This is a genomic window from Streptomyces sp. NPDC002499, from assembly GCF_053595415.1.
The window spans coordinates 546,391-567,577 of sequence record NZ_JBSFXO010000005.1 but is presented as its reverse complement, the minus strand read 5'-3'; the positions used below and the strand labels follow the sequence as shown (position 1 = coordinate 567,577).

General features: G+C 68.5%; 22 protein-coding genes. 11 read left to right on the top strand and 11 right to left on the bottom strand.

The features are described from left to right. Nucleotides 1–10 precede the first annotated feature (10 nt). Entirely contained in the window at nucleotides 11–604 is a 594-nt protein-coding gene (locus tag ACWD5F_RS16735) for a TetR/AcrR family transcriptional regulator (protein WP_451254955.1), read from the bottom strand. Between the two features lie 125 nt (nucleotides 605–729). Here ACWD5F_RS16735 and ACWD5F_RS16730 point away from each other — a divergent pair, with 125 nt between their 5' ends. The 3 genes from ACWD5F_RS16730 to ACWD5F_RS16720 all read left to right on the top strand — a co-directional run bounded on the left by ACWD5F_RS16730 (nucleotide 730) and on the right by ACWD5F_RS16720 (nucleotide 3,212). Next, nucleotides 730–1,464 carry an SDR family NAD(P)-dependent oxidoreductase gene (locus ACWD5F_RS16730; RefSeq protein ID WP_451255123.1) on the top strand — a complete coding sequence of 245 codons (735 nt, stop codon included), beginning with the start codon at nucleotides 730–732 and terminating at the stop codon, nucleotides 1,462–1,464. A gap of 73 nt (nucleotides 1,465–1,537) precedes the next feature. After that, nucleotides 1,538–2,164 (top strand): NADPH-dependent F420 reductase, encoded by a 627-nt coding sequence (locus tag ACWD5F_RS16725; protein WP_451254953.1) that lies wholly within the window; start codon nucleotides 1,538–1,540, stop codon nucleotides 2,162–2,164. 571 nt (nucleotides 2,165–2,735) lie between these two features. After that, a complete protein-coding gene (locus ACWD5F_RS16720; RefSeq protein WP_451254951.1) occupies nucleotides 2,736–3,212 on the top strand; it encodes a hypothetical protein in 477 nt (158 codons plus the stop codon). Nucleotides 3,213–3,241: 29 nt separating this feature from the next. Here the strand turns inward: ACWD5F_RS16720 and ACWD5F_RS16715 are convergent, their stop codons facing one another. Further along, nucleotides 3,242–3,823, bottom strand: coding sequence for a DUF6368 family protein (locus ACWD5F_RS16715; RefSeq protein ID WP_451254949.1), 582 nt, complete (start codon nucleotides 3,821–3,823; stop codon nucleotides 3,242–3,244). A 555-nt stretch (nucleotides 3,824–4,378) separates the two neighbouring features. Beyond that, nucleotides 4,379–4,870, bottom strand: coding sequence for a hypothetical protein (locus ACWD5F_RS16710; RefSeq protein ID WP_451254948.1), 492 nt, complete (start codon nucleotides 4,868–4,870; stop codon nucleotides 4,379–4,381). Between the two features lie 221 nt (nucleotides 4,871–5,091). On the opposite strand from ACWD5F_RS16710, the gene ACWD5F_RS16705 reads away from it, so the two are divergent. The 3 genes from ACWD5F_RS16705 (at nucleotide 5,092) to ACWD5F_RS16695 (ending at nucleotide 6,913) form a co-directional block, all read left to right on the top strand. Then, complete coding sequence (locus ACWD5F_RS16705; protein ID WP_451254946.1) at nucleotides 5,092–5,691, top strand: helix-turn-helix domain-containing protein; 600 nt, start codon at nucleotides 5,092–5,094, stop codon at nucleotides 5,689–5,691. 71 nt (nucleotides 5,692–5,762) lie between these two features. Further along, entirely contained in the window at nucleotides 5,763–6,452 is a 690-nt protein-coding gene (locus tag ACWD5F_RS16700) for a hypothetical protein (RefSeq protein WP_451254944.1), read from the top strand. A gap of 128 nt (nucleotides 6,453–6,580) precedes the next feature. Continuing rightward, a complete protein-coding gene (locus tag ACWD5F_RS16695) occupies nucleotides 6,581–6,913 on the top strand; it encodes a DUF2516 family protein (RefSeq protein WP_185145985.1) in 333 nt (110 codons plus the stop codon). A 66-nt stretch (nucleotides 6,914–6,979) separates the two neighbouring features. Here the strand turns inward: ACWD5F_RS16695 and ACWD5F_RS16690 are convergent, their stop codons facing one another. The 3 genes from ACWD5F_RS16690 to ACWD5F_RS16680 all read right to left on the bottom strand — a co-directional run bounded on the left by ACWD5F_RS16690 (nucleotide 6,980) and on the right by ACWD5F_RS16680 (nucleotide 10,677). Next, nucleotides 6,980–8,293 (bottom strand): PP2C family protein-serine/threonine phosphatase, encoded by a 1,314-nt coding sequence (locus tag ACWD5F_RS16690; protein WP_451254942.1) that lies wholly within the window; start codon nucleotides 8,291–8,293, stop codon nucleotides 6,980–6,982. Between the two features lie 270 nt (nucleotides 8,294–8,563). Continuing rightward, nucleotides 8,564–9,670, bottom strand: coding sequence for an NlpC/P60 family protein (locus ACWD5F_RS16685; protein ID WP_451254940.1), 1,107 nt, complete (start codon nucleotides 9,668–9,670; stop codon nucleotides 8,564–8,566). 212 nt (nucleotides 9,671–9,882) lie between these two features. Further along, complete coding sequence (locus tag ACWD5F_RS16680; RefSeq protein ID WP_451254938.1) at nucleotides 9,883–10,677, bottom strand: class I SAM-dependent methyltransferase; 795 nt, start codon at nucleotides 10,675–10,677, stop codon at nucleotides 9,883–9,885. 214 nt (nucleotides 10,678–10,891) lie between these two features. Here ACWD5F_RS16680 and ACWD5F_RS16675 point away from each other — a divergent pair, with 214 nt between their 5' ends. Both ACWD5F_RS16675 and ACWD5F_RS16670 read left to right on the top strand, forming a co-directional pair. Continuing rightward, nucleotides 10,892–12,319 (top strand): glycosyltransferase, encoded by a 1,428-nt coding sequence (locus ACWD5F_RS16675; RefSeq protein ID WP_451254936.1) that lies wholly within the window; start codon nucleotides 10,892–10,894, stop codon nucleotides 12,317–12,319. Continuing rightward, nucleotides 12,312–12,842, top strand: coding sequence for a YbjN domain-containing protein (locus ACWD5F_RS16670; RefSeq protein ID WP_450350772.1), 531 nt, complete (start codon nucleotides 12,312–12,314; stop codon nucleotides 12,840–12,842). Before ACWD5F_RS16675 ends, ACWD5F_RS16670 begins: the two co-directional genes overlap by 8 nt. A 50-nt stretch (nucleotides 12,843–12,892) precedes the next feature. Here the strand turns inward: ACWD5F_RS16670 and ACWD5F_RS16665 are convergent, their stop codons facing one another. Continuing rightward, nucleotides 12,893–13,363, bottom strand: a complete 471-nt coding sequence (locus ACWD5F_RS16665) for a hypothetical protein (protein ID WP_451254934.1) — start codon at nucleotides 13,361–13,363, stop codon at nucleotides 12,893–12,895. Between the two features lie 217 nt (nucleotides 13,364–13,580). On the opposite strand from ACWD5F_RS16665, the gene ACWD5F_RS16660 reads away from it, so the two are divergent. After that, nucleotides 13,581–15,260, top strand: a complete 1,680-nt coding sequence (locus ACWD5F_RS16660; RefSeq protein ID WP_451254932.1) for a glycosyl hydrolase family 28-related protein — start codon at nucleotides 13,581–13,583, stop codon at nucleotides 15,258–15,260. On the opposite strand, the gene ACWD5F_RS16655 is transcribed toward ACWD5F_RS16660, so the two are convergent. Next, nucleotides 15,220–16,095 carry an AraC family transcriptional regulator gene (locus ACWD5F_RS16655; RefSeq protein WP_451254930.1) on the bottom strand — a complete coding sequence of 292 codons (876 nt, stop codon included), beginning with the start codon at nucleotides 16,093–16,095 and terminating at the stop codon, nucleotides 15,220–15,222. The two genes, ACWD5F_RS16660 and ACWD5F_RS16655, sit on opposite strands and share 41 nt — an antisense overlap. Before the next feature lie 49 nt (nucleotides 16,096–16,144). Between ACWD5F_RS16655 and ACWD5F_RS16650 the strand changes: the two genes are divergently transcribed. Beyond that, a complete protein-coding gene (locus ACWD5F_RS16650; RefSeq protein ID WP_451254928.1) occupies nucleotides 16,145–16,609 on the top strand; it encodes a DUF2000 family protein in 465 nt (154 codons plus the stop codon). A gap of 1 nt (nucleotide 16,610) precedes the next feature. On the opposite strand, the gene ACWD5F_RS16645 is transcribed toward ACWD5F_RS16650, so the two are convergent. Beyond that, nucleotides 16,611–17,870 carry an MDR family MFS transporter gene (locus tag ACWD5F_RS16645; protein WP_451254926.1) on the bottom strand — a complete coding sequence of 420 codons (1,260 nt, stop codon included), beginning with the start codon at nucleotides 17,868–17,870 and terminating at the stop codon, nucleotides 16,611–16,613. Nucleotides 17,871–18,040: 170 nt separating this feature from the next. Between ACWD5F_RS16645 and ACWD5F_RS16640 the strand changes: the two genes are divergently transcribed. Beyond that, nucleotides 18,041–18,802, top strand: a complete 762-nt coding sequence (locus ACWD5F_RS16640; protein ID WP_451254924.1) for a phosphoglyceromutase — start codon at nucleotides 18,041–18,043, stop codon at nucleotides 18,800–18,802. Between the two features lie 196 nt (nucleotides 18,803–18,998). On the opposite strand, the gene ACWD5F_RS16635 is transcribed toward ACWD5F_RS16640, so the two are convergent. Both ACWD5F_RS16635 and ACWD5F_RS16630 read right to left on the bottom strand, forming a co-directional pair. Continuing rightward, on the bottom strand, nucleotides 18,999–20,516 hold the full coding sequence (locus ACWD5F_RS16635) for an ATP-binding protein (RefSeq protein WP_451254922.1): 1,518 nt from the start codon (nucleotides 20,514–20,516) through the stop codon (nucleotides 18,999–19,001). A gap of 429 nt (nucleotides 20,517–20,945) precedes the next feature. Continuing rightward, the gene (locus ACWD5F_RS16630) at nucleotides 20,946–21,152 is read right to left on the bottom strand and encodes a hypothetical protein (RefSeq protein WP_451255128.1); all 207 of its coding nucleotides are present in this window, start codon (nucleotides 21,150–21,152) and stop codon (nucleotides 20,946–20,948) included. Nucleotides 21,153–21,187 lie beyond the last annotated feature (35 nt).

The window sequence follows — 21,187 nt, the reverse complement described above, 5'->3', positions numbered from 1 at the left end:
CCAGGGTGCTCTACAGCGCTTGCGCCGCCGATGCCGGCGCCGTGGCGATGGCGTTGTCGATCAGGACGGCTGCGATGGCCGCCGCGGTCGTGAACGCGTCGGTGTTGAGGACTCGGCCGCGGGCCGAGGCGCCGTCCAGGAGCAGCGCCAGTTGCTCGCCGAGCTGTTCGGGGTCGGTGGCGCCGGCCTCGCGGGCGGCCTGGGTGAGCCGGGCGGCGAAGGCTTTTTTGTAGTCGCGGGCGTATACGCGTGCCGGGTGGCCCGGGTCGGGGATCTCGACGGCCGCCGCGATGAACGGGCAGAGGGGCGCGTGCACCTCGAACGCGGCGAGGAGTCGTTCGCGAGGTGTCAGGTCGGTGCGGTCGAACACCTCGGGCAGGATGTCGGGATCGAACCGGCGCAGGCCTTCGGCGACCAGCTCGTCCTTGCCGGCGAAGTGCTGGTACAGCGTGCGCTTGGACACCTCGGCGACCGCGCAGAGCTGGTCCATGCCGGTGCCGTTGATGCCCTGATCGCGGAACAGCTGTTGTGACGCGCTGACGATGCGCTCGCGTGCGCCCCGGCCGCGGCGCAGGCCTCGCGGTCCCTTCTCCAACTCCGTCATGGGCACAGCGTAGCCGACGTGGGTACGGATCGGTGTGCATAGCTTGCGCCCCGAGCGGCTGATCTATACGTTAAGTGAACAGCCCGGTGTACTTAACATCGGCACGGCAGGTGAATGGAGCGGTCGTGGGAAAGCTCGATGGCAAGGTCGCGGTGATCACAGGCGCGACGAGCGGGATGGCGCTGGCCGGTGCGAAGTTGTTCGCCGACGAAGGGGCTCATGTCTTCATCTCGGGCCGGCGGAAGGACGCGCTGGACGAAGCCGTCAGGCTGATCGGCCGGAACGTGACCGGCGTGCAGGGCGATGCGGCCGACCTCGACGATCTGGACCGTCTGTTCGAGACGGTCAAGCGGGAAAAGGGCACGGTCGACGTGTTGTGGGCGAGCGCCGGCACGGGCGAGCAGGGCGGCCTCGGCGAGATCACCGAGGAGCAGTTCGACGCCGCCTTCTCGCTGAACGCGCGCGGCACGCTGTTCACGGTCCAGAAGGCGCTGCCGCTGTTCAACGACGGCGGCTCGATCTTCATGACCGGGTCGAACGCGTCGCTCCGGGGCTACCCCGACTGGAGTGTGTACGCGGCGAGCAAGGCCGTGCTGCCCGCCTACGCACGGGTGTGGGTGTCCGAGTTGAGGGACCGGCGGATCCGGGTGAACGTGCTGACCCCCGGCCAGGTCGCCACGCCGATCCTGGAAGAGGTGATGGACGACCGGACGAAGGCGCAGTTCGAATCCGTGATCCCGCGGCGGGAGATGGGCCGCCCTGAGGAGATCGCGTCGGTCGCGTTGTTCCTCGCCTCGGACGACTCGAGCTACGTCAACGGCATGGAACTGGTCGCCGACGGCGGCACCACGGTGATCTGAGCGCGTCGCCGACGGTCGTCGCCGCCGTCAACCTCTCCCCGACCACTCCATACGCACCAAGGGAAGACACGTCATGACCACCACCATCAGCATCATCGGCGCGGGCAACATGGCCACCGCCATCGGCACCCGGGCGGCGAAGCACGGTCACACCGTCGAGTTCATGAGCCGCGACACGGCCAAGGCCCAGGCGCTCGCCGAGCAGATCGGCAACGGAGCCACCGTCGGCACGTTCGGCGCGAGGCCGGCCGGTGACATCGTCGTCGTGGCCGTCCTCTACACCGGCGCGGTCGAAGCGGTCGCGCACTACGGCGACGCGCTGGCCGGCAAGATCCTCGTCGACATCACCAACCCGTTCGACGCCCACGTGAGCGGACTGGTGACCACCGCGGGCAACTCGGTGTCCCAGCAGATCGCCGCCGTCGCCCCCGAGGGCGCACACGTCGTGAAGGCGTTCAATTCGATCTTCCGCGTCGTCCTTGCCGAGGACAGTCCCGTGGACGCGTTCTTCGCGGGCGACAGCGCCGAGGCGAAGGCGCGGGTCGCGGCGTTTCTGGAGAGCTTGGACCTGCGGGCCCTCGACGCGGGAGGGCTCGAGATGACCCACGCCCTCGAATGGGCCGGCATCCTCCTGGTCGGCCTGGCACGCAACGGCGCCGGCTTCGACATCGCCCTCGGTGCCAAGGTCCTCGGACGGTAGGGACAGGACGGGCGGGGTCCGTCCGTACGGCTGTGACTCGCAGTGATAACTGTCACCGATCGGGGGTTCTGACCTGGTCCTCCCGGTCGAGTTCGCAGCGGTAGTTGTCACCAATTGGTTGGGCTGGTTGTCACAAGGTTCGTGTTCACAGTCGGGTTGTCACCAATTTCGAAGCGCGCTGGTGCGCGCGCCGTGGTGGGCGGTTCGCTTGAAGGCATGGCCGACAAGGACGGACTGCTGCCTGCGGCAGACCTTGCGGCGGGGGCGGTGTGGTCACCCCACCGATGCCTGCTCCGCCATAACTGCTTCGAATGTGGACATCCCGGCCTGGAGGCCCAGGGCGTCTTCCTCATCCCACGAATCAAGGACGAAGACCTCCACCCCAACCAGTGGCACCGTCGTCGAAGGCCGACCGGGCCGCCTCAATGCCCCGGTCTGCGGCGCCCGCCATCACCAAAGCCCCACACCCACCTGCAGCGAAGCCATCCTCAAAACAGCCCTCGCGCTTCAGGGAGAACTGCTTATCGCTCTGGGGCCGGACGGCCCACGAGAAGTGGGAAGCGTTGGCTGGATGATCGACACCAGTCAGTACTTCATCGACTTACACACCGTCGCCGGCCTCATCACCCTGACCTGGCCAGCAGCCCGAGACCTCGCCCTCAGTGACGAGCACGCCCGAATCCTTGAGCGCGATGCTCAGCTGAGGGAAGACCTTAGGGGCCGCCTGCACGCGGTCAGAGGCAAGTTCCACTACCTTCACGTGCTGACTGGCCCGGCCCCCGACTCCCGGGCCTACGTGGCAGCGACCGGCATTGCCCACCAGATCTTGAAGGGAACTGACCTACGAGCTTTGGACATGCTCGCTCCGATCCATGCACATCTGCAGAAGGTTCAGGGCCCTGTGAAAGCTGAGGGTGACAGGATGCGCAACTCTCCGAGGAACTCCCCGCCGCTGAGATTTCTCCTCACCCACAGGACTCCCATCACGATCGAGGGAATCCGCCAGTACGCGACAGCACGCGACCGCGAGTGGCGACCTGCACCGTGAGCCGGGACGCGACGATCGACGCTGAAGTGCTATTTGATCAAGTGGAAGTCGGGATGTTGCAGCCAGGCTTCCAGATACTCCACGTCTCCGACATGTCGAAGCCACCGGCCCCCACCGCCGGTGTCATAGGAAACCTCCGCGAGCCTTCCCGGGAGCTCTGATGTCAGTGCTCTCGCCCGGGCCAGGACTGCCTCCTTGCTCGTGTCCTCTCCCGTGGTGCGGTGACTACCCAAGAGGCCGTCGAAATCGACCAGCGCATCGAGACGGCGGGCGAGAGCGAGCGTCAGGTGGCCGAGCAGCACGTGGTTCACCGACCCCGAGCAGCCGGCGCAGAGGATCAGCCCCTGCACTGGTGGCCGCGAGAAAGTCGAGTAGTCCTCGTCCTCGGCAGGCATCTCCTCGTCCTCCGACAGGAAGAACACGCCGACGTCGGCCGGGTCGAAGGCGTGCAGGCCCAGGGCCGAACCGTCTCGCACCCAGAAATCCACGTCACCGCTGGCCTTGGCCTCCACCGGCTCGCAGAAGGTCTCCAACCACGGGACCACATCGGCCAGGATGTCCGCGAACCCGCGTGGTTCGAAGAGCCACAGTCCAATTGCCGGTCCCGACATACCGCCCCCAGAGCTTCGTGGCCCAAGTGCCACCGGGACCCGGTTCTACCAGGTCCCGACGGCAGACGCCTGATCATTGCGGGCCACAGCCCAAGCTCAAGATCGATTCCAGCGCTGGAGCGCTCCGGTTCAGTCCCCCCAGGGACAGCTACCGATCGACGTCGACGGGAACTCCACGCATCTGCAGCCGGGCCCTCAGGAACTCCATCTCCGACAACGTCCCCACCAGACCGTCATGGCTCAGTTCCCCGACCAGTTCACGAGCCCGCGACAACGAGGCCGCAGCGACCTCCCGAAAGACCTTCAAAGCTGGGACGAAACTGGGAACCGAACCGACCAACCGCAGCCTGACGGACCCGTGCGCTGCGAGGAGAGCCTCCCGAACATCATCAGGTGCTGGTCCCGGACCAGCGTGTTCGCACAGGTAGGCGCCACAGGACCCGCAGGAGAACTCCGAATCCCACCACAACTCATCGTGAAGGATGAACTGGTTCACCTGCCGCACCGCCATGCTGCCGCACTCGCAAGGCGATGCGATCTTCGCGGTCTGGCCAGTCACCCGGGCTCACCGACGTTCCACTCCCGTGGCAGATCCTCGCCGCAGAAGACGCATACGAAGTCCTTCTCCCGCACGATGTTGAGCTCTCGGCAGGAGTGGCATCGGCGAAAGACCACCTCGTGCGTGAATCCGGGCGGTCGATGGATCCCGATCCGATCCAGAGCCTTGGCCACGGCGGGCCATGAGCTGATGTCCGGGCAGTAGCCGGTCGACTGGTTGCTGACCTCCTCGACCACCCACCGCCCGGACTCCTCGCGGAAGCTCATCTCACCGGCGCTCAGGACCTCTCCGCCGCCGGCACACACCACGTGTTCACTGCGGCGCGGAGCCAGTCGCAGTACCTCGCCGCCATCGACGACGAACGTGAACGGCTCGGCCAACTCGTCCAGGGTCAGCGCCGAGACCCACTCGCCGAAGTCCGCCGCCGAGCGGATGCTCCGTCCCTCACCACCCGTCCGGACGAGCTCCTTCAGCTCAGGCGGACCCACATACCGATACTTCTGCCCCCGTGTCTCCACGCACACGAACCTAGTGGCTCACACAGCCAGGGCTTGGGGGATTACCGCTCGGCGACTACGGGCGACTGGTGACAGAAATCCCTGCGAAGTGACAGTTATCGCTGCGAGTCGCAACGGCCGTCCAAGTGGTGTGGCGCACTTTTGCAAGCACCTGCTTGCAATAGTTAGCGCGAGTGATGCACAGTGGGGCCATGGCATCGCTCAACGTCGGCAATCTCGGTGAGTACCTGCGGGACCAGCGGCGCACCGCGCAGCTGTCGCTCAGGCAGCTCGCCGACGCCGCCGGGGTGTCCAATCCGTATCTGAGTCAGATCGAGCGCGGGCTGCGCAAGCCGAGCGCGGAGGTGTTGCAGCAGGTCGCCAAGGCGCTGCGGATCTCCGCCGAGACGCTGTACGTCCGGGCCGGCATCCTCGACGCCGAGCGGGACCGGGACGAGGTGGAGACGCGTGCCGTCATCACCGCCGATCCCACGCTGAACGAGCGGCAGAAGCAGGTCCTGCTCCAGATCTACGAGTCCTTCCGCAAGGAGAACGGGTTCGGGATCGGGGCGGAGGGCGACGCCGACGTCGAGATCGGCCTCAAGGCGGAGGCCGAGGCCGAGATCGTGGATGCCGTCCCGGCCGCGGACGCCGTCCGGACCGCTGACCTCGTCGATGACGACGCGGCAGCCGCTCGGCCGGCCGACGACGCCCCTGAGCGACGTACCCGCAAGACCCGTAAGGCCCGTACGACCCGCACCCGTGCGCAGGACGACGGCAGCGATGCCGACCCGCAGCAGCCGGCCGGTTGATCCAGTTGCCGGCCGGCACGTTCGCGGGACCCAAAACCCTCAGCTGAAAGCGACCCGGGAGGACCATCACCATGGCCATCACCGACGATCTCCGTAAGACCCTCAGCGACCCGACGCCGCTGTACTTCGCCGCCGGCACCGCCGACCTGGCTCTTCAGCAGGCCAAGAAGGTGCCCGGACTGGTGGAGCAGCTGCGCACCGAGGCGCCGGCCCGGTTCGAGGCGGTCCGTGGCACCGCGGACCCGAAGGCCGTGCAGGAGAAGGCCTCCGCCCGCGCCAAGGAAGCCTCCGCCAAGGCCAAGGAGGCGCAGGAGACCCTGCAGTCCAAGGTCAACGAGTTCATCACCTCCCTCGACGGCGACTTCAAGAAGCTCGGCGCCACCCTCGACGCCGACCTGAAGAAGTTCGGCGAGAGCGCCCAGGACTTCGCGCTGCGCGGTGTCGGCGTCGCGGCCGAGTACGCCGTAAAGGCCCGTGAGGCCTACGAGAAGGTCGCCGAGCACGGCGAGCAGGCCGTGAAGACCTGGCGCGGCGAGGCCGCAGACGAGATCGAGGAACTGGCGATCGCCGTCGAGCCCGACCCGACGCCGGTCCCGGTCAAGGAGGAGAAGGCCGAGCAGGCGCAGGCCCCCAAGCCCACCGCCGTGAAGCCGGTCGCCGCGCAGGCCGCCCCCGCGCCGGCTCCCGCCAAGAAGACCGCCGCCAAGAAGGCTCCGGCCCGCAAGACGACGGCCAAGAAGACGACTCCGCCCGCCAAGTAACCACGGGCGACCAGAACGGGCCGGGCACTCCATGAGAGCCCGGCCCGTTCTTCGGGTAGAGGCCCCGTGGGAACGGGTACGGTGAGCGGCGTGGAGACAAGCCGAGTCTGGTGGTGGACGTAGTGCTGATGCAGGGGTTCGCAGGGTTCATGTGGCTGCTGAGTGTGGCCCTGATCCTGTTCAGCGGCTTCGCGTTGATCGATGCCGCCACGCGCCGCGAGGACGCCTACCGCGCGGCCGACAAGAAGACCAAGGTGTTCTGGCTGATCGTCCTCGGGCTCGCCTTCGTGGTGAACCTGATCTTCAACATCCTGTCGTTCCTGCCGATCATCGGGCTCGTCGCGACGATCGTGTACATGGTCGACGTACGCCCGGCGCTGCGCGGCCTGTCCGGCGGTGGCCGCAGCCAGCGCGGTTCGAGCAGCGACGGTCCGTACGGGCCGTACAACGGCGGACGGTAAGCACCAGGCAGCGGTACGGGGCGGGATGCCGTAGGGCACTCGCCCCGTACTCGTACCCGCACCCGTCTACGGCACCCGGTCCAGCAGCAGCACAGCCACGTCGTCCGTCAGCTCGCCGCCGTTCAGCTCCCGCACCTCGTTGACCGACGACCGCAGCAGCGCCTCGCCGCGCAGCCCCTCCGCGAGTTGCCGGCGCACCATCGCCACCATGCCGTCCTGGCCGAGCCGTTCGCGGCCCGCGCCGACGCGGCCTTCTATCAGGCCGTCGGTGTAGAGCATCAGGCTCCACTCGCGGCCGAGTTCGACCTGCATCCGGGGCCAGCGGGCGCCGGGCAGGAGGCCGAGGGCGGGGCCGTTGTTGTCGTAGGGAAGCAGTTCCGCGGGGCGGCCGGGGCGGGCGATCAGCGGGGACGGGTGGCCGGCCAGGCAGAGGCCCGCGCGCTTGCCGTCCGGTGCGATGTCGACCGTGCAGAGCGTCGCGAAGATCTCGTCGTCGGAGCGCTCGTGCTCCAGGACCTGTTGCAGGGTGCCGAGGAGTTGGTCGCCGCACAGGCCCGCCAGGGTCAGCGCGCGCCAGGCGATGCGCAGTTCCACGCCGAGCGCGGCCTCGTCCGGGCCGTGCCCGCAGACGTCACCGATCATCGCGTGCACGGTGCCGTCGGGGGTGCGGACGACGTCGTAGAAGTCACCGCCGAGCAGCGCGCGCGAGCGGCCGGGGCGGTAGCGCGCGGCGAAGCGCAGGGACGAACCCTCCAGGAGGGGCGTCGGCAGGAGCCCGCGTTCCAGCCGGCGGTTCTCCTGGGCGCGCAGGCGGCCCTCGGCGAGCCGGCGCTCGGCCGTGTCGGAACGTTTCCGCTCCACGGCGTACCGGATCGCGCGGCTCAGCAGACGGGCGTCCAGCTCGTCCCGGAAGAGGTAGTCCTGCGCACCCACGCGCACGGCTTCGGCGCCGCGCTCGGCGTCACCGGACGCGGTGAGCGCGAGCACGGCGTGCCGGGGCGCCAGTTCCAGGACATGACGCAGTACGGCGAGCTCGTCGTCGTCCGCGCCCTGGCCGGGTTCGGACAGGGCCAGGTCCAGCAGGATGCAGTGGACGTCGTCGGTCAGCAGCCGCTCGGCCTCGGTGAGGTTGCGGGCGCTGCGGACGCGGAACGGTCGGCCGGTCGCGTCCTGGAGTTCGGGCACGACCGTGGCGCCGCCGGGGTCGTCCTCGATCAGCAGCAGCGTCAGATGGGTGGCGGCGTTGTTGTCGACCGTGGCTTCCTTGCGGGCTTCCTTGCGCGGGGTCTCTTCCTTGGAAGGGCCGCCTCCGTGCACGGCCTGCGCCTGACCACTCTCCGCGGCCGGGATCGCTCTCTGCCGCGGTATGGGTACGGGCATCGTCTTGGGTTCCTTCCCTCCCCCCGAGGGCGCGGTGGGGCGAGGGTCCTCGATCCACCGACCGGGACCATAGCGGTATTCGGCGGGCGAACGGAATGGTGTGAGCCACGTCGCCCGCACACCCGCCGCTGTCATATGCCGCGTTCTGTACCGCAGTTGGACACGGCGGCCCACCAGGGGGGATGACGAACATCACGTCTGTGGGGGGTTTGGGAGCGGCCGGGGGTGCCGTGGGTCACGTGACCCCGGTCTCCTGGCGGTACTCCGGACTCACGCGTCCGGCCGGACCACCCCGAGTATCGGCATCGACCCGGCCCCCGCGATCGTCACCGTCCGCCCCGGCCGGGGCGCGTGCACGATCGCGCCGTCACCTATGTACATCCCGACATGGCTGGCGTCGTCGAAGTAGATGATCAGGTCGCCGGGCCGCATGTCCTTCACGTCGATGTGCTTGAGCTGCTTCCACTGCTCCTGCGACGTCCGCGGGACGGGGTCCCCGGCGCTCAGCCACGCCTGGGACGTCAGCCCCGAGCAGTCGTACGTCTTCGGGCCCTCGGCGCCCCACTCGTACGGCTTGCCCATCTGGGCCGTGGCGAACGCGACCGCCTTCTTGCCCTGCGCGGACGCCTTGCCGTTGATCTCGTCGAGGATGCCGGAGCTGAGCCAGGAGGTCTGTGCCTGGTAGGCGGCCTCTTCCTCCAGCTCGGCGAGGCGCTTCTTCTCCTCCTTCGCCAGCTTGGACTCGAGCTTCTCGGCCTCCGCGATCCGTGCCTTGATCTTCTTGCGGGCCGAGTCCTTCGCCTTGCGGTTGGCCTCCAGCCGCTTCCACTGGGTGGAGGCGTCGGCGGCGTACTGCTCCAAGTCCTGCTGGGTCTGGGTCATTTCGGCGATCAGGCCCTTGGTGGCGCGCTGGCCCTGGAGCACCCGGCCGGCTCCGTCGAGGAACTGCTGCGGATTGTCGCTGAGCAGCAGATGGGCTTCGTCGGGCAGTCCGCCGCCTCGGTACTGGGCGGCGGCCGCGGCACCCGCGCGCTTCTTCAGCTCGTCCAGCTTCCGCTGGCCCTGCACGATCTTGTTCGCCAGGTCGACGATCGCGGCCGACTGCTGCTGGGCCTTCTCCTCCGCCGCGTTGTAGGAGTCGGTGGCGACGGCGGCGTCGTGGTAGAGGGTGTCGAGCTTCTGGCGTACGGCCTCAAGGTCCGTGTTCGGCGCGGGAGTCAGGGCCGTGGGGGAACTCGCGGAGGTCGCTGCGGAGCCCGACGCGGAGGCCGACGGGGTGGGCGTGGGACTCGCGAACGCCGGGCCGGCGGTGGCCAGTACGGTGACCGCACAGACCACGGTCACGGCGACGTACGCGCTGCGCTTGCCCGGTCCCATACCTCTGCCCCCAGATCTGATTTACCGTCAGTAACTTACGGCTGCCCGGGGATCGTGCCACGGTGGCGCGCAAATCGACAGAGGTGTACGGAAGTCGGATTTCCCCCCTCGCGCTCCCGTATTCGATCTCCCGTTCTTTGTGACGAACGACTCACCGGGATCGTTCCCTCCGAAGCACCGGTCCGGGCGGGTCTCTTGGGTGGTCCCTCAAGTCAGCGCCTCGGCGCCAACGCCCCCCACGCCACCGTCACTTCCCCCTGCCGCCACCGCCCCGGCCCGTCCGTCACCGGCCAGTCGGCGCTCAGGTCCCGCACCGAGCGGATCCAGCGCTGGCGGGCGCCGTAGGAGGCGTAGGGCGCGGCGGCGGCCCAGGCGCGGTCGAAGTCGCGCAGGAAGGCGTGCACCGGTTCGCCGGGCACATTGCGGTGGATGAGCGCTTTGGGGAGGCGCTCGGCGAGGTCCGACGGGCGCTCCAACGAGCCGAGCCGGGTGGCGAAGGTGACCGTCCGCGGCCCCTCCGGACCGAGCGCGACCCAGACGTGCCGGCGCCCGATCTCGTCGCAGGTCCCCTCGACGAGCAGCCCGCCGTCCGCGAGCCGCCCGCACAGCCGTGCCCAGACCGCGGCGACCTCCGACTCGTCGTACTGGCGCAGCACGTTGGCGGCGCGGATCAGCAGCGGCCGCCGGGGGAGGGGGATCTCGAAGCCGCCGTGCCGGAAGACGAGGCCGTCGCGCTCGTACGGCTTCGCCGCCGCGACCCGGGCCGGCTCGATCTCCACGCCCACGACACGCGCGCGTGGCGCCACGGTCCGCAAGCGGGCGAGCAGTTCGACGGCCGTCCAGGGCGCCGCCCCGTACCCGAGGTCGACGGCCACGGGGTCGGCGGCGCGGCGCAGTTCGGCGCCGTGCGTGGCCGCGATCCAGCGGTCCATGCGGCGCAGACGGTTCGGATTCGTGGTCCCGCGCGTGACGGTGCCCACGGGGCGGTGGGCTGCGCGGGCTGTCATGGGTACGAGGGTAGGCGGCGGTATGCGGCCCGGCGCTCCCTGGCTTGCGCACTGCGCTCAACGCACGCACGCATCGAACGGTTGAGCGACCGTCGGTAATGTCTCAGCAAAAATCACCGCCCCTGGAATGGGAATGCCTCGCTCCGCTGTTGCCTCCCTTGGAGGGCGCTCCACGTCCTCCGTCCGGCATGCCCGCAGCGAGGAGGAACGCCACGTGAGCCAGTACGTGAGCAGGCTCGGGCGGCGCTCGTCGGCGACGCCCTCGCGACTGAGGCTGCACCGCCGCCCGCGCCGCATCGCCATGCTCTCCGTGCACACCTCACCGCTGCACCAGCCGGGCACCGGCGACGCGGGCGGCATGAACGTCTACATCGTGGAGCTCGCGCAGCGCCTCGCCGCGATCAACATCGAGGTCGAGATCTTCACGCGCGCGACCACGGCCGTCCTCCCGCCGACCGTCGAACTGGCCCCGGGCGTCCTGGTCCGGCACGTCGACGCGGGCCCCTACGAGGGCCTCGCCAAGGAGGAACTCCCCGCCCAGCTCTGCGCGTTCACGCACGGCGTGATGCAGGCGTGGGCCGGTCACCGCCCCGGCTACTACGACCTCGTGCACTCGCACTACTGGCTCTCCGGCCACGTCGGCTGGCTCGCCGCCCAGCGCTGGGGCGTCCCCCTGGTGCACGCCATGCACACCATGGCCAAGGTCAAGAACGCCAACCTGGCCGCCGGCGACACCCCCGAGCCCGCCGCCCGCGTCATCGGCGAGACCCAGATCGTGGCCGCCGCGGACCGGCTGATCGCCAACACCTCGGGCGAGGCCGACGAACTCGTCCAGCACTACTGCGCCGACCCCGGCAAGGTCGCGGTCGTCCACCCGGGCGTCAACCTGGACCGCTTCAGCCCGTTCCCGAAGGATCCGGCCACGCTGGACGCGTTGTTCCCGGGAGCCGTCGACCTCGGCCCCTCGGGGAACCCCTCCACCTCTGCCACGGCCGCCACCGCCCGAGCCGCCGCCCGCGCCCGCCTGGGCCTCCCGCAGGACGCCCTGATCCCGCTCTTCGCGGGCCGCATCCAGCCCCTGAAGGCCCCGGACGTCCTGCTGCGCGCGGTCGCCGTCCTCCTGGACGAGCGCCCCGAACTCCGCTCCCACCTGCTGGTCCCCGTCGTCGGCGGCCCCAGCGGCAGCGGCCTCGCCAAGCCGGAGGGCCTGCAGAAACTGGCGTCCCGGCTCGGCATCGCGGATGTCGTACGGTTCTGCCCGCCCGTCGGCCAGGACCAGCTCGCGGACTGGTTCCGGGCCGCGTCGGTGCTGGTCATGCCGTCGTACAGCGAGTCCTTCGGCCTGGTCGCCATAGAGGCGCAGGCGGCCGGTACGCCGGTGCTCGCGGCCGCGGTCGGCGGCCTCCCGGTCGCCGTACGCGACGGGCACACCGGCTTCCTGGTGCAGGGCCACGATCCCGCCGCCTACGCGCGCGTGCTGGCCGACTTCGCCGACGACCCGCAGCTGGCGGACCGGATGGGCGCGGCGGCGGCCAGGCACGCCAAGTCCTTCGGCTGGGACACCGCGGCCGCCGCCACGGCGGACGTCTACACGGCGGCGATGCAGGCGCACCGCCGTCACGTACGCTCCCACCATGGGTGATGCGCACAGGTCAGCGCCGGGACAGGCCGCGGCGGAGAAAGCGGCAGCCGTCATCGAGGCCGTCCTGAAGGACGACGAACTGGAGTGGGAGAGCCCCGAGCCCGGCTCCTACGTCGTCAAGCTCCCGGGCACCCGCAAGCTGTCGACGACCCTCTCGCTCCTCGTCGGACGCCACTCGCTCTCCCTGAACGCCTTCGTCATCCGCCACCCCGACGAGAACGAGTCGGGCGTCCACCGCTGGCTCCTGGAGCGCAACCTCAAGCTGTACGGCGTGAGTTACGCCGTCGACCAGCTCGGCGACGTCTACGTCACCGGCCGCCTCCCCCTCGCCACGGTCACCCCGGACGAACTCGACCGCCTGCTCGGCCAGGTCCTGGAAGCGGCCGACGGCGCCTTCAACACCCTGCTGGAACTGGGCTTCGCCTCAGCCATCCGCAAGGAGTACGCGTGGCGGGTGTCCCGGGGCGAGTCGACACGGAACCTGGACGCGTTCGAGCACCTCACGCGCCGCTCGGCCGACTGACCCCGGGCGAACTGGCCTGGGGCGAACTGGCCCCGGGCGGACCGCGCCGCCTACTCGGAGCCGCTCTTGTCGAGCTCGTCGGCGAACGCCCGCAGTGCGTCGGCCAGTTCCTTCTTGGTGGGCAACTGGTCGACCTTGCGGTCCAGTTCGGTGATCCGCCGGTTCAACTCGTCCAGGTCGGTCGGTGTGGAGGGCTCGGCGGTGGGCGTGGGATCGCCGCTGGGAACGGGCGGGTCGTCCACATCCGTGGGCTCCGGGCTCGGATCGGACTCGTCGCCGCCGGTCGTGCCGCCGTCGATGCTGCCGGTGTCCGGGTCCGACGGGCCCGAGGTGGAGACGGTCGGCTGGGGTCCGGGATCGTCGTCCGAGGTCGCCGCGAGAGCGACGCCGACGCTGAGGGCGACCAGGGCGGTCGCGCCGGCGACGGCGGTCGAGAAGCGTCTGAGCGGCAGGGAACGGCGGCTGGTGGCGGATAAGGCGCGAGGGGTTTCGGGCTCCGGTGTGTCCTGTGTGTCATCCATGGAAGTGACGCTAATCGTCGGCGATCACCGGACGGAGGCCTTCCGCGGGCTTCCTGAAAGCGCGTTCTCGGCGCGTTCATGAGAATGAACGACATTCTGCCGGACTGATCCCATCCGACCCCTTCCCCGCCAAGGGGTACCGATGACATGCTCGCCGCCATCGCACTTCTGAACAGAGTTCACATCCATGAATAACTGCATGGGAGGACGGTGGGGCATGAGCACCTCGGACAAGGGCACCGCGCAGCTCACCAGACGGACCCTGCTCGGCGGAGCCACGGCAGTCGCGCTGGCGGCGACGACGGGAATCGGGACAGCGCGGGCCGCCACTGCGGCCAAGGGCGAAGTCCCGCGCATCTGGCGGGAGTTCACCCGCACCCCGTTCACCCACCCCCAGATCCCGTACATCGGCCGGGCCGGTGCCCACGCCGGTGCGCGCCGGCTCCCGCGCCACCGGGTCTTCGCCGATGTGACGGAGTACGGCGCCGTGGCGGACGGCGTCACCGACTCCGCCCCCGCGATCAACCGTGCCATCGCCGCTGCCGGTCGGGCCGGCGGTGGCACGGTCACCATCCCGCCCGGCACCTTCCGCATCGACGACCTGATCCGCATCGGCCACTCGAACGTGGTCCTGCGGGGCGCCGGCAGCGGCCGTACGAAGCTGTACGCCACGAAGAACCTCACGGAACTGATCGGCGTGTACGGCTCCCGCTACGGCGGCGACAAGTCGTCCTGGTCCTGGGCCGGCGGCCTCATCTGGCTTGCCCCGGAAGCCCGTTGGAACTCCCTGGTCACCGCGATCAAGGCCAAGGCCTGGCCCTTCGAGGGCTGGACGGGCAACAAGCGCGACGAGTGGACGCCCCTGACCGCGGTGGAACCGGCCCGCCAGGGCGCGTCGACGGTGAAGGTCGCCGACCCCTCCCGCCTGCGCCCCGGCGCCCTGGTCGTCCTCCGCCTGGCCGACGACGCCGGCCACACGCTCCTGGAGCACATGTCGGGCGGCGGCCCGGGCCCCGAGGCGTACTTCTGGGACGACAAGACGAAACTGACCTCGTACGTCCCCTACGAGTGGCCGGTCCGCATCACCCGCGTGCACGGTCGCCGCGTCACCCTGGAACGCCCGCTCCCGCTGGACGTACGCCCCGAGTGGACTCCGCAACTGATCACCCACGTCAAGGAGTTGACCGGTTCCGGCGTGGAAGGCCTGACCCTGGAGGCGGTGGAGACCGTCCAGTCCCCGCACCTCCTCGACAAGGGCTACAACGGCGTCGTACTGCAATGCGCCTACGACTGCTGGGTCGACGACGTGACGGTCCGTCATGTGGACAACGGCTTCGGCCTGGTGGCCGCTTCGGCCTGCACCCTGCGCGGCACGACGGTGGCGGGCCGCGGCTCCCACCACCCGTACTTCTGCCGCGAGGGCGCGCACGACAACCTGATCGAGGACTTCACGATCGAGCAGCGCACGGTACCCGCCCGGCCGGACGTCCAACTCCACGGCATCAACGTCGAGGGACTGTCCTCCTACAACGTCTGGTCCCGCGGCGACATGCGCATGGGCACCTTCGACAGCCACCGCGGCCTGCCCTTCGCCAACGTCCGCACCGACATCACCGTCGAGAACAACGGCCGCCACGGCGGCGACGCCATCGCGGGCCCCCTCTTCGGCGCCCGCTTCGCCCACTGGAACATCCGCGTCACCAACGGCCGGGCGGGCCTGATGAAGATCGACGGCCTGGCTCCGTACAGCGCGACCGTCGGCCTCAACGAGGTCACCGAGTTCGACCAGATCGACGTCCCCGACTTCACCGGCGACCTGCACGCGCGCCTGGAGCTCTACGGCACGACGGACGTGGTCAGGCCGCGGAACCTGTACGAGGCCCAACGGGAGCTGTAGCCCGTCCAGTTGTGGCCCGCTCAGCCGTGGCCCGCCCGTTCGTGGCCCGTCCCTTCGCGTACTGGCCGGGCGTCACGCCCACCAACTTCCTGAAGTGGCGCGTGAGATGGGGCTGGTCGAAGAAGCCCGTCGCCGGGGCGACCTCGCTCGCGGGCCGGCCGTCCAGGAGCAGGCGGCGGGCGCGGTCCACCCGGCGGGACATCAGGTACTGGTGCGGGGCGATGCCGTAGGCGGTGCTGAACGCCCTTACCAGATGGGCCGGATGGGCGTGCAGGACGGCGCCGGCCCGGTCGAGGGTGAGGCCGTCGACGACGTGCGCGTCGAGGAGTTCGCGCAGGCGGCGGGCGAGCACGGGGTCCGGGCGCGGAACGGACTCCGTGCTCGGCCGCAGGCGTTCGCGCAGCCGCTCGCCGATGAACGTCAGCCTGCTCTCCGCCTCCAGTTCCTCCCCGGCCCGGGTGAGCGCGGTGTGCAGCTGGCCGACGCGCAGGCGCAGCAGCGGGTCGCGCAGATCGGGTCCGTCGACGGCGGCACCGATCAGGTCGTGGGGCAGCTGCGACCCGTCGAGATACACCACCCGCTTGCGGAAGCCGTCCGGTGTGGCGGCGGCCCCGTTGTGCGGAACGTGCGGCGGCAACAGCGTGACCGTGTCGTCCGGCGTCCCGTGCTCGTGCCGGTCGAGGTCGTAGCGCACGGCCCCGTCGTCCACGATGAGCAGCGTCCACGCCTCGTGCACGTGCATCGGATACGCGTACTCGGTGAAGTGGGCATGGAACACCTCCACCACGCCCGGTACCCGCGGGCGCCAGGCGGTGACTTCCTGCTCGGCGGCCATGCAAAGAACGTACAAGACGACGTCGTACGAGGCTCGGCAGTCTCGTCGTATGAACGCGACCGACACGCATGCGCTCGACACCACCGCCCCCGCGGAAGCCCCCGTCCGCTTCGACACCAAGATCGCCGTGATCCTGCGCGAGGACCTGGAGCCCTGGCAACGCCTGAACGTCACCGCGTTCCTGGTCAGCGGCCTCGGCAGCCAGGTCCCCGAGGTGATCGGGGAGCCGTACGAGGACGCCGACGGGGTGCCCTACCTGCCGATGTTCCGGCAGCCGGTGCTGGTCTTCGAGGGGACGAAGGAGACGCTGACGTCGGCCCATGCGAAGGCGCTCTCGCGCGTCCTGCCCCGTGCCGTCTTCACCTCCGACCTGTTCGCCACCGGCCACGACGGCGCCAACCGGGCGGCGGTGCGGGCGGTGCCGACGGGGGAGCTGGATCTCGTAGGACTCGCGGTGTACGGCCCGAAGAACGCGGTGGACAAGGTGATCAAGGGTGCGCGGATGCATCCCTGATCTACGCGGTGCTGACCTCGGCCTCCGTCACCACGGGTGTGGCGACCGGCGTCGGCTTCTCGGCCGGCAGGTTGTGCATCAGGACGTGGTAGCCGACCGCGGCCACCGTCCCGATCACCGCGCACACCCCCCACAGCCACTCCGCCCCGAACCGGTCGATGATGAACCCGGACATCAGGGGCGCCACGAGCGCGGCCACCGCCCAGGACAGGGTGTACATGCCCTGGTAGCGCCCACGCCCGTGGACGGGGGAGAGGCGGACGACCAGGCCGGTCTGGGTCGGCGCGTTGACGATCTCGGCGAGTGTCCACACGCAGACGGTGACCGCGAAGAGGCCGACGGACCCGGCGAAGGCGGTGAGCCCGAAGCCGTATCCGGCGAGGACGGACGACACGACGAGCAGCCGTCGCGGATCGCGGTGCTCGATGAAGCGGGTGACCGGGATCTGCAACGCGACGATCAGTACGCCGTTGACGGCGATGGCCATGCCGTAGTCGGCGGGCGTGAAGCCGGCCTCGCCCATCGCGACCGGCAGCCCGACCGAGCCCTGCTGGAAGATCACGGAGACGAGGAAGGACAGCCCGACCACGCCCATGAAGCGCCCGTCGCGCAGGACGGTACCGAGCCGGACGTCGTCCTTGGCGCCGGCTTCGGCGGAGGTGCGCTGCGGCCGCGACTCGGGCAGCTTCAGGAACACGACCACGGCGCAGAGCGCGGTCATGCCGGCCTCGATCAGGAACCCGGCGAGATAGCTGAACTCGGCGATGAACCCGGCGCCCATGGAGGAGACGGCGAACCCGAGGTTGATGGCCCAGTAGTTGAGCGAGAAGGCCCGCACCCGATCTTCCGGCCGGACGATGTCGGCCATCATCGCCTGTACGGCAGGCCGGGAGGCGTTGGAGGTCATGCCGACGAGGAAGGCGACCGCGGCGATGGCGACGGGGTCGTGCATGAAGCCGAGCAGCGCGACGGACGCGGCGGTGGACGCCTGGGCGATCAGCAGCGTGGGCCGCCGCCCGAGCCGGTCCGTCATCACCCCTGCCCCGAGCGACGAGGCGACCCCGCCGAGCCCGTGAAGGGAGGCGACGAGACCGGCGTAGGTCGCCGAATACCCCCGGTCCAACGTCAGATACAACGCCATGAAGGTGGCGACGAAGGCCCCGAGCCGGTTGACCAGGGTGCTGGTCCACAGCCACCAGAACTCGCGGGGCAGCCCGGCGACGGACTCACGGGTGGCACGTCTGAGGCCGGCGAGTGGCATAGGGGTCCCCCACGAACGAAAGCGGTAAGCGGCTCAAGCGGTGAGCACAACTTACGAAGGTGAGGTGCGGGATGACCACTCGATTAACGATTCCCGTCAACTGTCCCCGGGCCGTTCCACCTGCCGGGCGGACGCCCTGCGCCCCGAACCCGTCGATTACGCTCTGAGGCATGGCCGACGCACCGTACAAGCTGATCCTCCTCCGCCACGGCGAGAGCGAGTGGAACGCGAAGAACCTGTTCACCGGCTGGGTGGACGTCAACCTGAACGAGAAGGGCGAGAAGGAGGCGGTCCGCGGTGGCGAACTCCTGAAGGACGCCGACCTCCTGCCCGACGTGGTCCACACGTCCCTCCAGAAGCGCGCGATCCGCACGGCCCAGCTGTCGCTGGAGGCCGCGGACCGCCACTGGATCCCGGTCCACCGCAGCTGGCGCCTGAACGAGCGCCACTACGGCGCCCTCCAGGGCAAGGACAAGGCGCAGACCCTCGCGGAGTTCGGCGAGGAGCAGTTCATGCTGTGGCGCCGCTCGTACGACACGCCCCCGCCGCCCCTCGAGGACGGCACGGAGTTCTCCCAGTCGGCGGACCCGCGCTACGCGACGATCCCCCCGGAGCTGCGCCCCCGCACGGAGTGCCTGAAGGACGTCGTCGTCCGCATGCTCCCGTACTGGTACGACGGAATCGTCCCCGACCTCCTCGCCGGCCGCACGGTCCTGGTCGCCGCCCACGGCAACTCGCTCCGCGCCCTGGTCAAGCACCTGGACGGCATCTCGGACGAGGCCATCGCGGGCCTGAACATCCCGACGGGCATCCCGCTGGCCTACGAACTGGACGCCGACTTCAAGCCGATCACCCCCGGCGGCAAGTACCTCGACCCGGACGCGGCGGCGGCGGCGATCGAGGCGGTCAAGAATCAGGGCAAGAAGAAGTAGGTCCGACTGAAGAGGTCTCCTGCCTGCGGGTTCTGGTGGCAGGGGGCCTCTTTGTTGTGCCTGCTCTGTCACTGGTAAGGCAGGTGTGACGGCAGCAGCGGTGGATGCGGATGTCAAGGACGATCAACAGGGCAAGGCGAATGGCGATCGCCGAGTCCAACTGATCTGGATATTTCGAGAGGATCGATATTCCGAATTAGTCAGACGGTAATTCAGCTTCTCCTGGTGTCTCGTCAGGGTCAGCCCTCTTCTTCTGTCTATTTGTGATCTCTGTCCAGTTTGGCTCGTAGACCCACTCGGCCCGCCTGAGTTCATCGGACTTTCCGGGCTTCCAAAACTCGACTGGGGCTTTCCTCATTCGCTTCACTACTAGGGCCGCAAAGTCCACCATGAAGACTACTGTGTCCACGCCCCGCCATGTTGACGTGTTAGGCCTAGTGGTCATGATGCGGTGGACAAAGCGAAGGTCTTCCAGCTCGGTAATTTCACGGCCCCAGTCTGTATCCATTCGTTCTCTGCGAACCAGAAAAAAGAAGGTGTCGCGATTGCGGACAAACTTGACGAGATCGTCAAAGCGGGCTTCAAGCGTCGGGGCATCTCGCCCGGCGTCGTTGCGAAGATCTGTCTGTTTCCGCTGAAGACGCAGGCCGGCTGCCGCCTGAACATTCTCGGCCCCGATCGCGAAGGAGTCTTCTCCGTCATCGCCCCGTTGGGCCGCCTCCCAACCGGCATCGGCCGCTGCGATGAGCAGGTCGAAATAGTCACGGGCGACTGCGCCACCAGCGATCAGCACTGCCCGCTCGCGAGCGGTGGGAGTGAGAACGTCACGGATCTTGAAACCCGCTGGGGCGAGTACACCATTGGTCACCTCTTCGAGGAAGGTCTGCGCAGTCGCGAAATCTGCGAGACCGACGTCGAGTGAGAGGTGCTGGAGGTCGTGAGGTGGTTGCATTCCAAGTGGTGGGTCTCCGTCAGCAAAAGACTGAGTCCGTGAGTGGACACTGCCGATCTTCAGCCAGACGTTGCTTCGCTTGGTAATTCCATGGAGGTGGTCCAGGACTAACGGCTGCTTGTCCTTGGCGATAAAATAGAAGTCGTCGAGGACCACGAGAAGCGATTTGCGGCCATCGAGATTTGCGGCTTTCTCCAAAGATTGAGAGATAGCCGGTGCCAGGTCTCGAAGGAAGTCCTCTTTCCGGCGTATCTGAGTAGAGCTTTGAGACATCTTTGAGCGCTTGGACCGTGATCCCCCTGCCGATGCGCTCAGCTTTGCGTACTGTCGGGCGACGTTGCCCTGAAGTCGAATTTTGAAATCGCTTGACCGAGTCTGGTCGCTTTCGGTGCTCTCTGTGACCTCGGCGGCTGCTTCGCGAAGTGCATTGAGAACCACGAGTAACTCTTTGACTTCGCTGCGGAGTCGTCGCTGAGGCCCGCGCCAACCCTTGGGCTGAATCGCTTGGAGGATGTCAATGATGATCTCAATGAGCACATCGGGATAGGAGCGAGACTTGTGAGTTTCTACATCCACAAAGATCACCCTTGCACCCTGTTCCTCAGCACGTCGCTGTAGGACTGCGAGGGTCGTGGACTTGCCAACGCCTCGGCGACCGGTCACGAGGTGGTTTACAGCCGACTCAAGAGTGGCAACCGTCCCGGGACGGAGTTCGACGAACCTATCGCTCAGTACGTCATCGGCCTGGTTGGTCGTTCGCAAAGCGGCAGACAGAGCTGCTTTGAACGACTGAAGGTTGTCTCGGTTCAGCAATGTGCCCCCAGAGTCGAACTCTCTGGTGGCCAGGCTAGGTGAGGAAGGGGATTGTCACCCGGTGTACGCCGAAAGTGACTTATTTATTGGTTGGCGGATGCTTGAATCCTGCTCTGATCAGCCTTGATGTGGTTGGCGGCAGATGGGCTGCCTCTGGGCCGCTCGATGATCAATTACGACCACTCAGGCAGGCGCGCGCAGCGCCTTGACCTCCAACACCCAGCCCAAAGATCCCGATAAGGCCGAGGGCAAGAAGAAGTAGCCCCAGCTCATCAAACAAGTAAGAGGCCCCGGAGGGAGATCCGGGGCCTCTTGCGTCGAGGTTGCGGCAGCAGTTGATGTCGGTGTCGGTCGGCCTGTGCGCCGTCGTGCGGGGGCTCAAATCGCCGCCGTAGCCAGCCGATAGAACGCCTCGGTCGTGCGTGGGTGGGCGATCTCGTCCAGGACGTGGCGCCACTCGGGGTCGGCGAGTGTGGGGTGGGCCCGGTCCCAGGCGGTGAGGAGTGGGGCGAGGGTGTTCTCGCCGGTGGTCTCGGTCGGGTCGTCCATCGTGGTGCCGGTCGTGGAGGACAGCAGCGACTTCATGGCATTTCCTTCCGGCTGGGGACTGCGAACCTCTG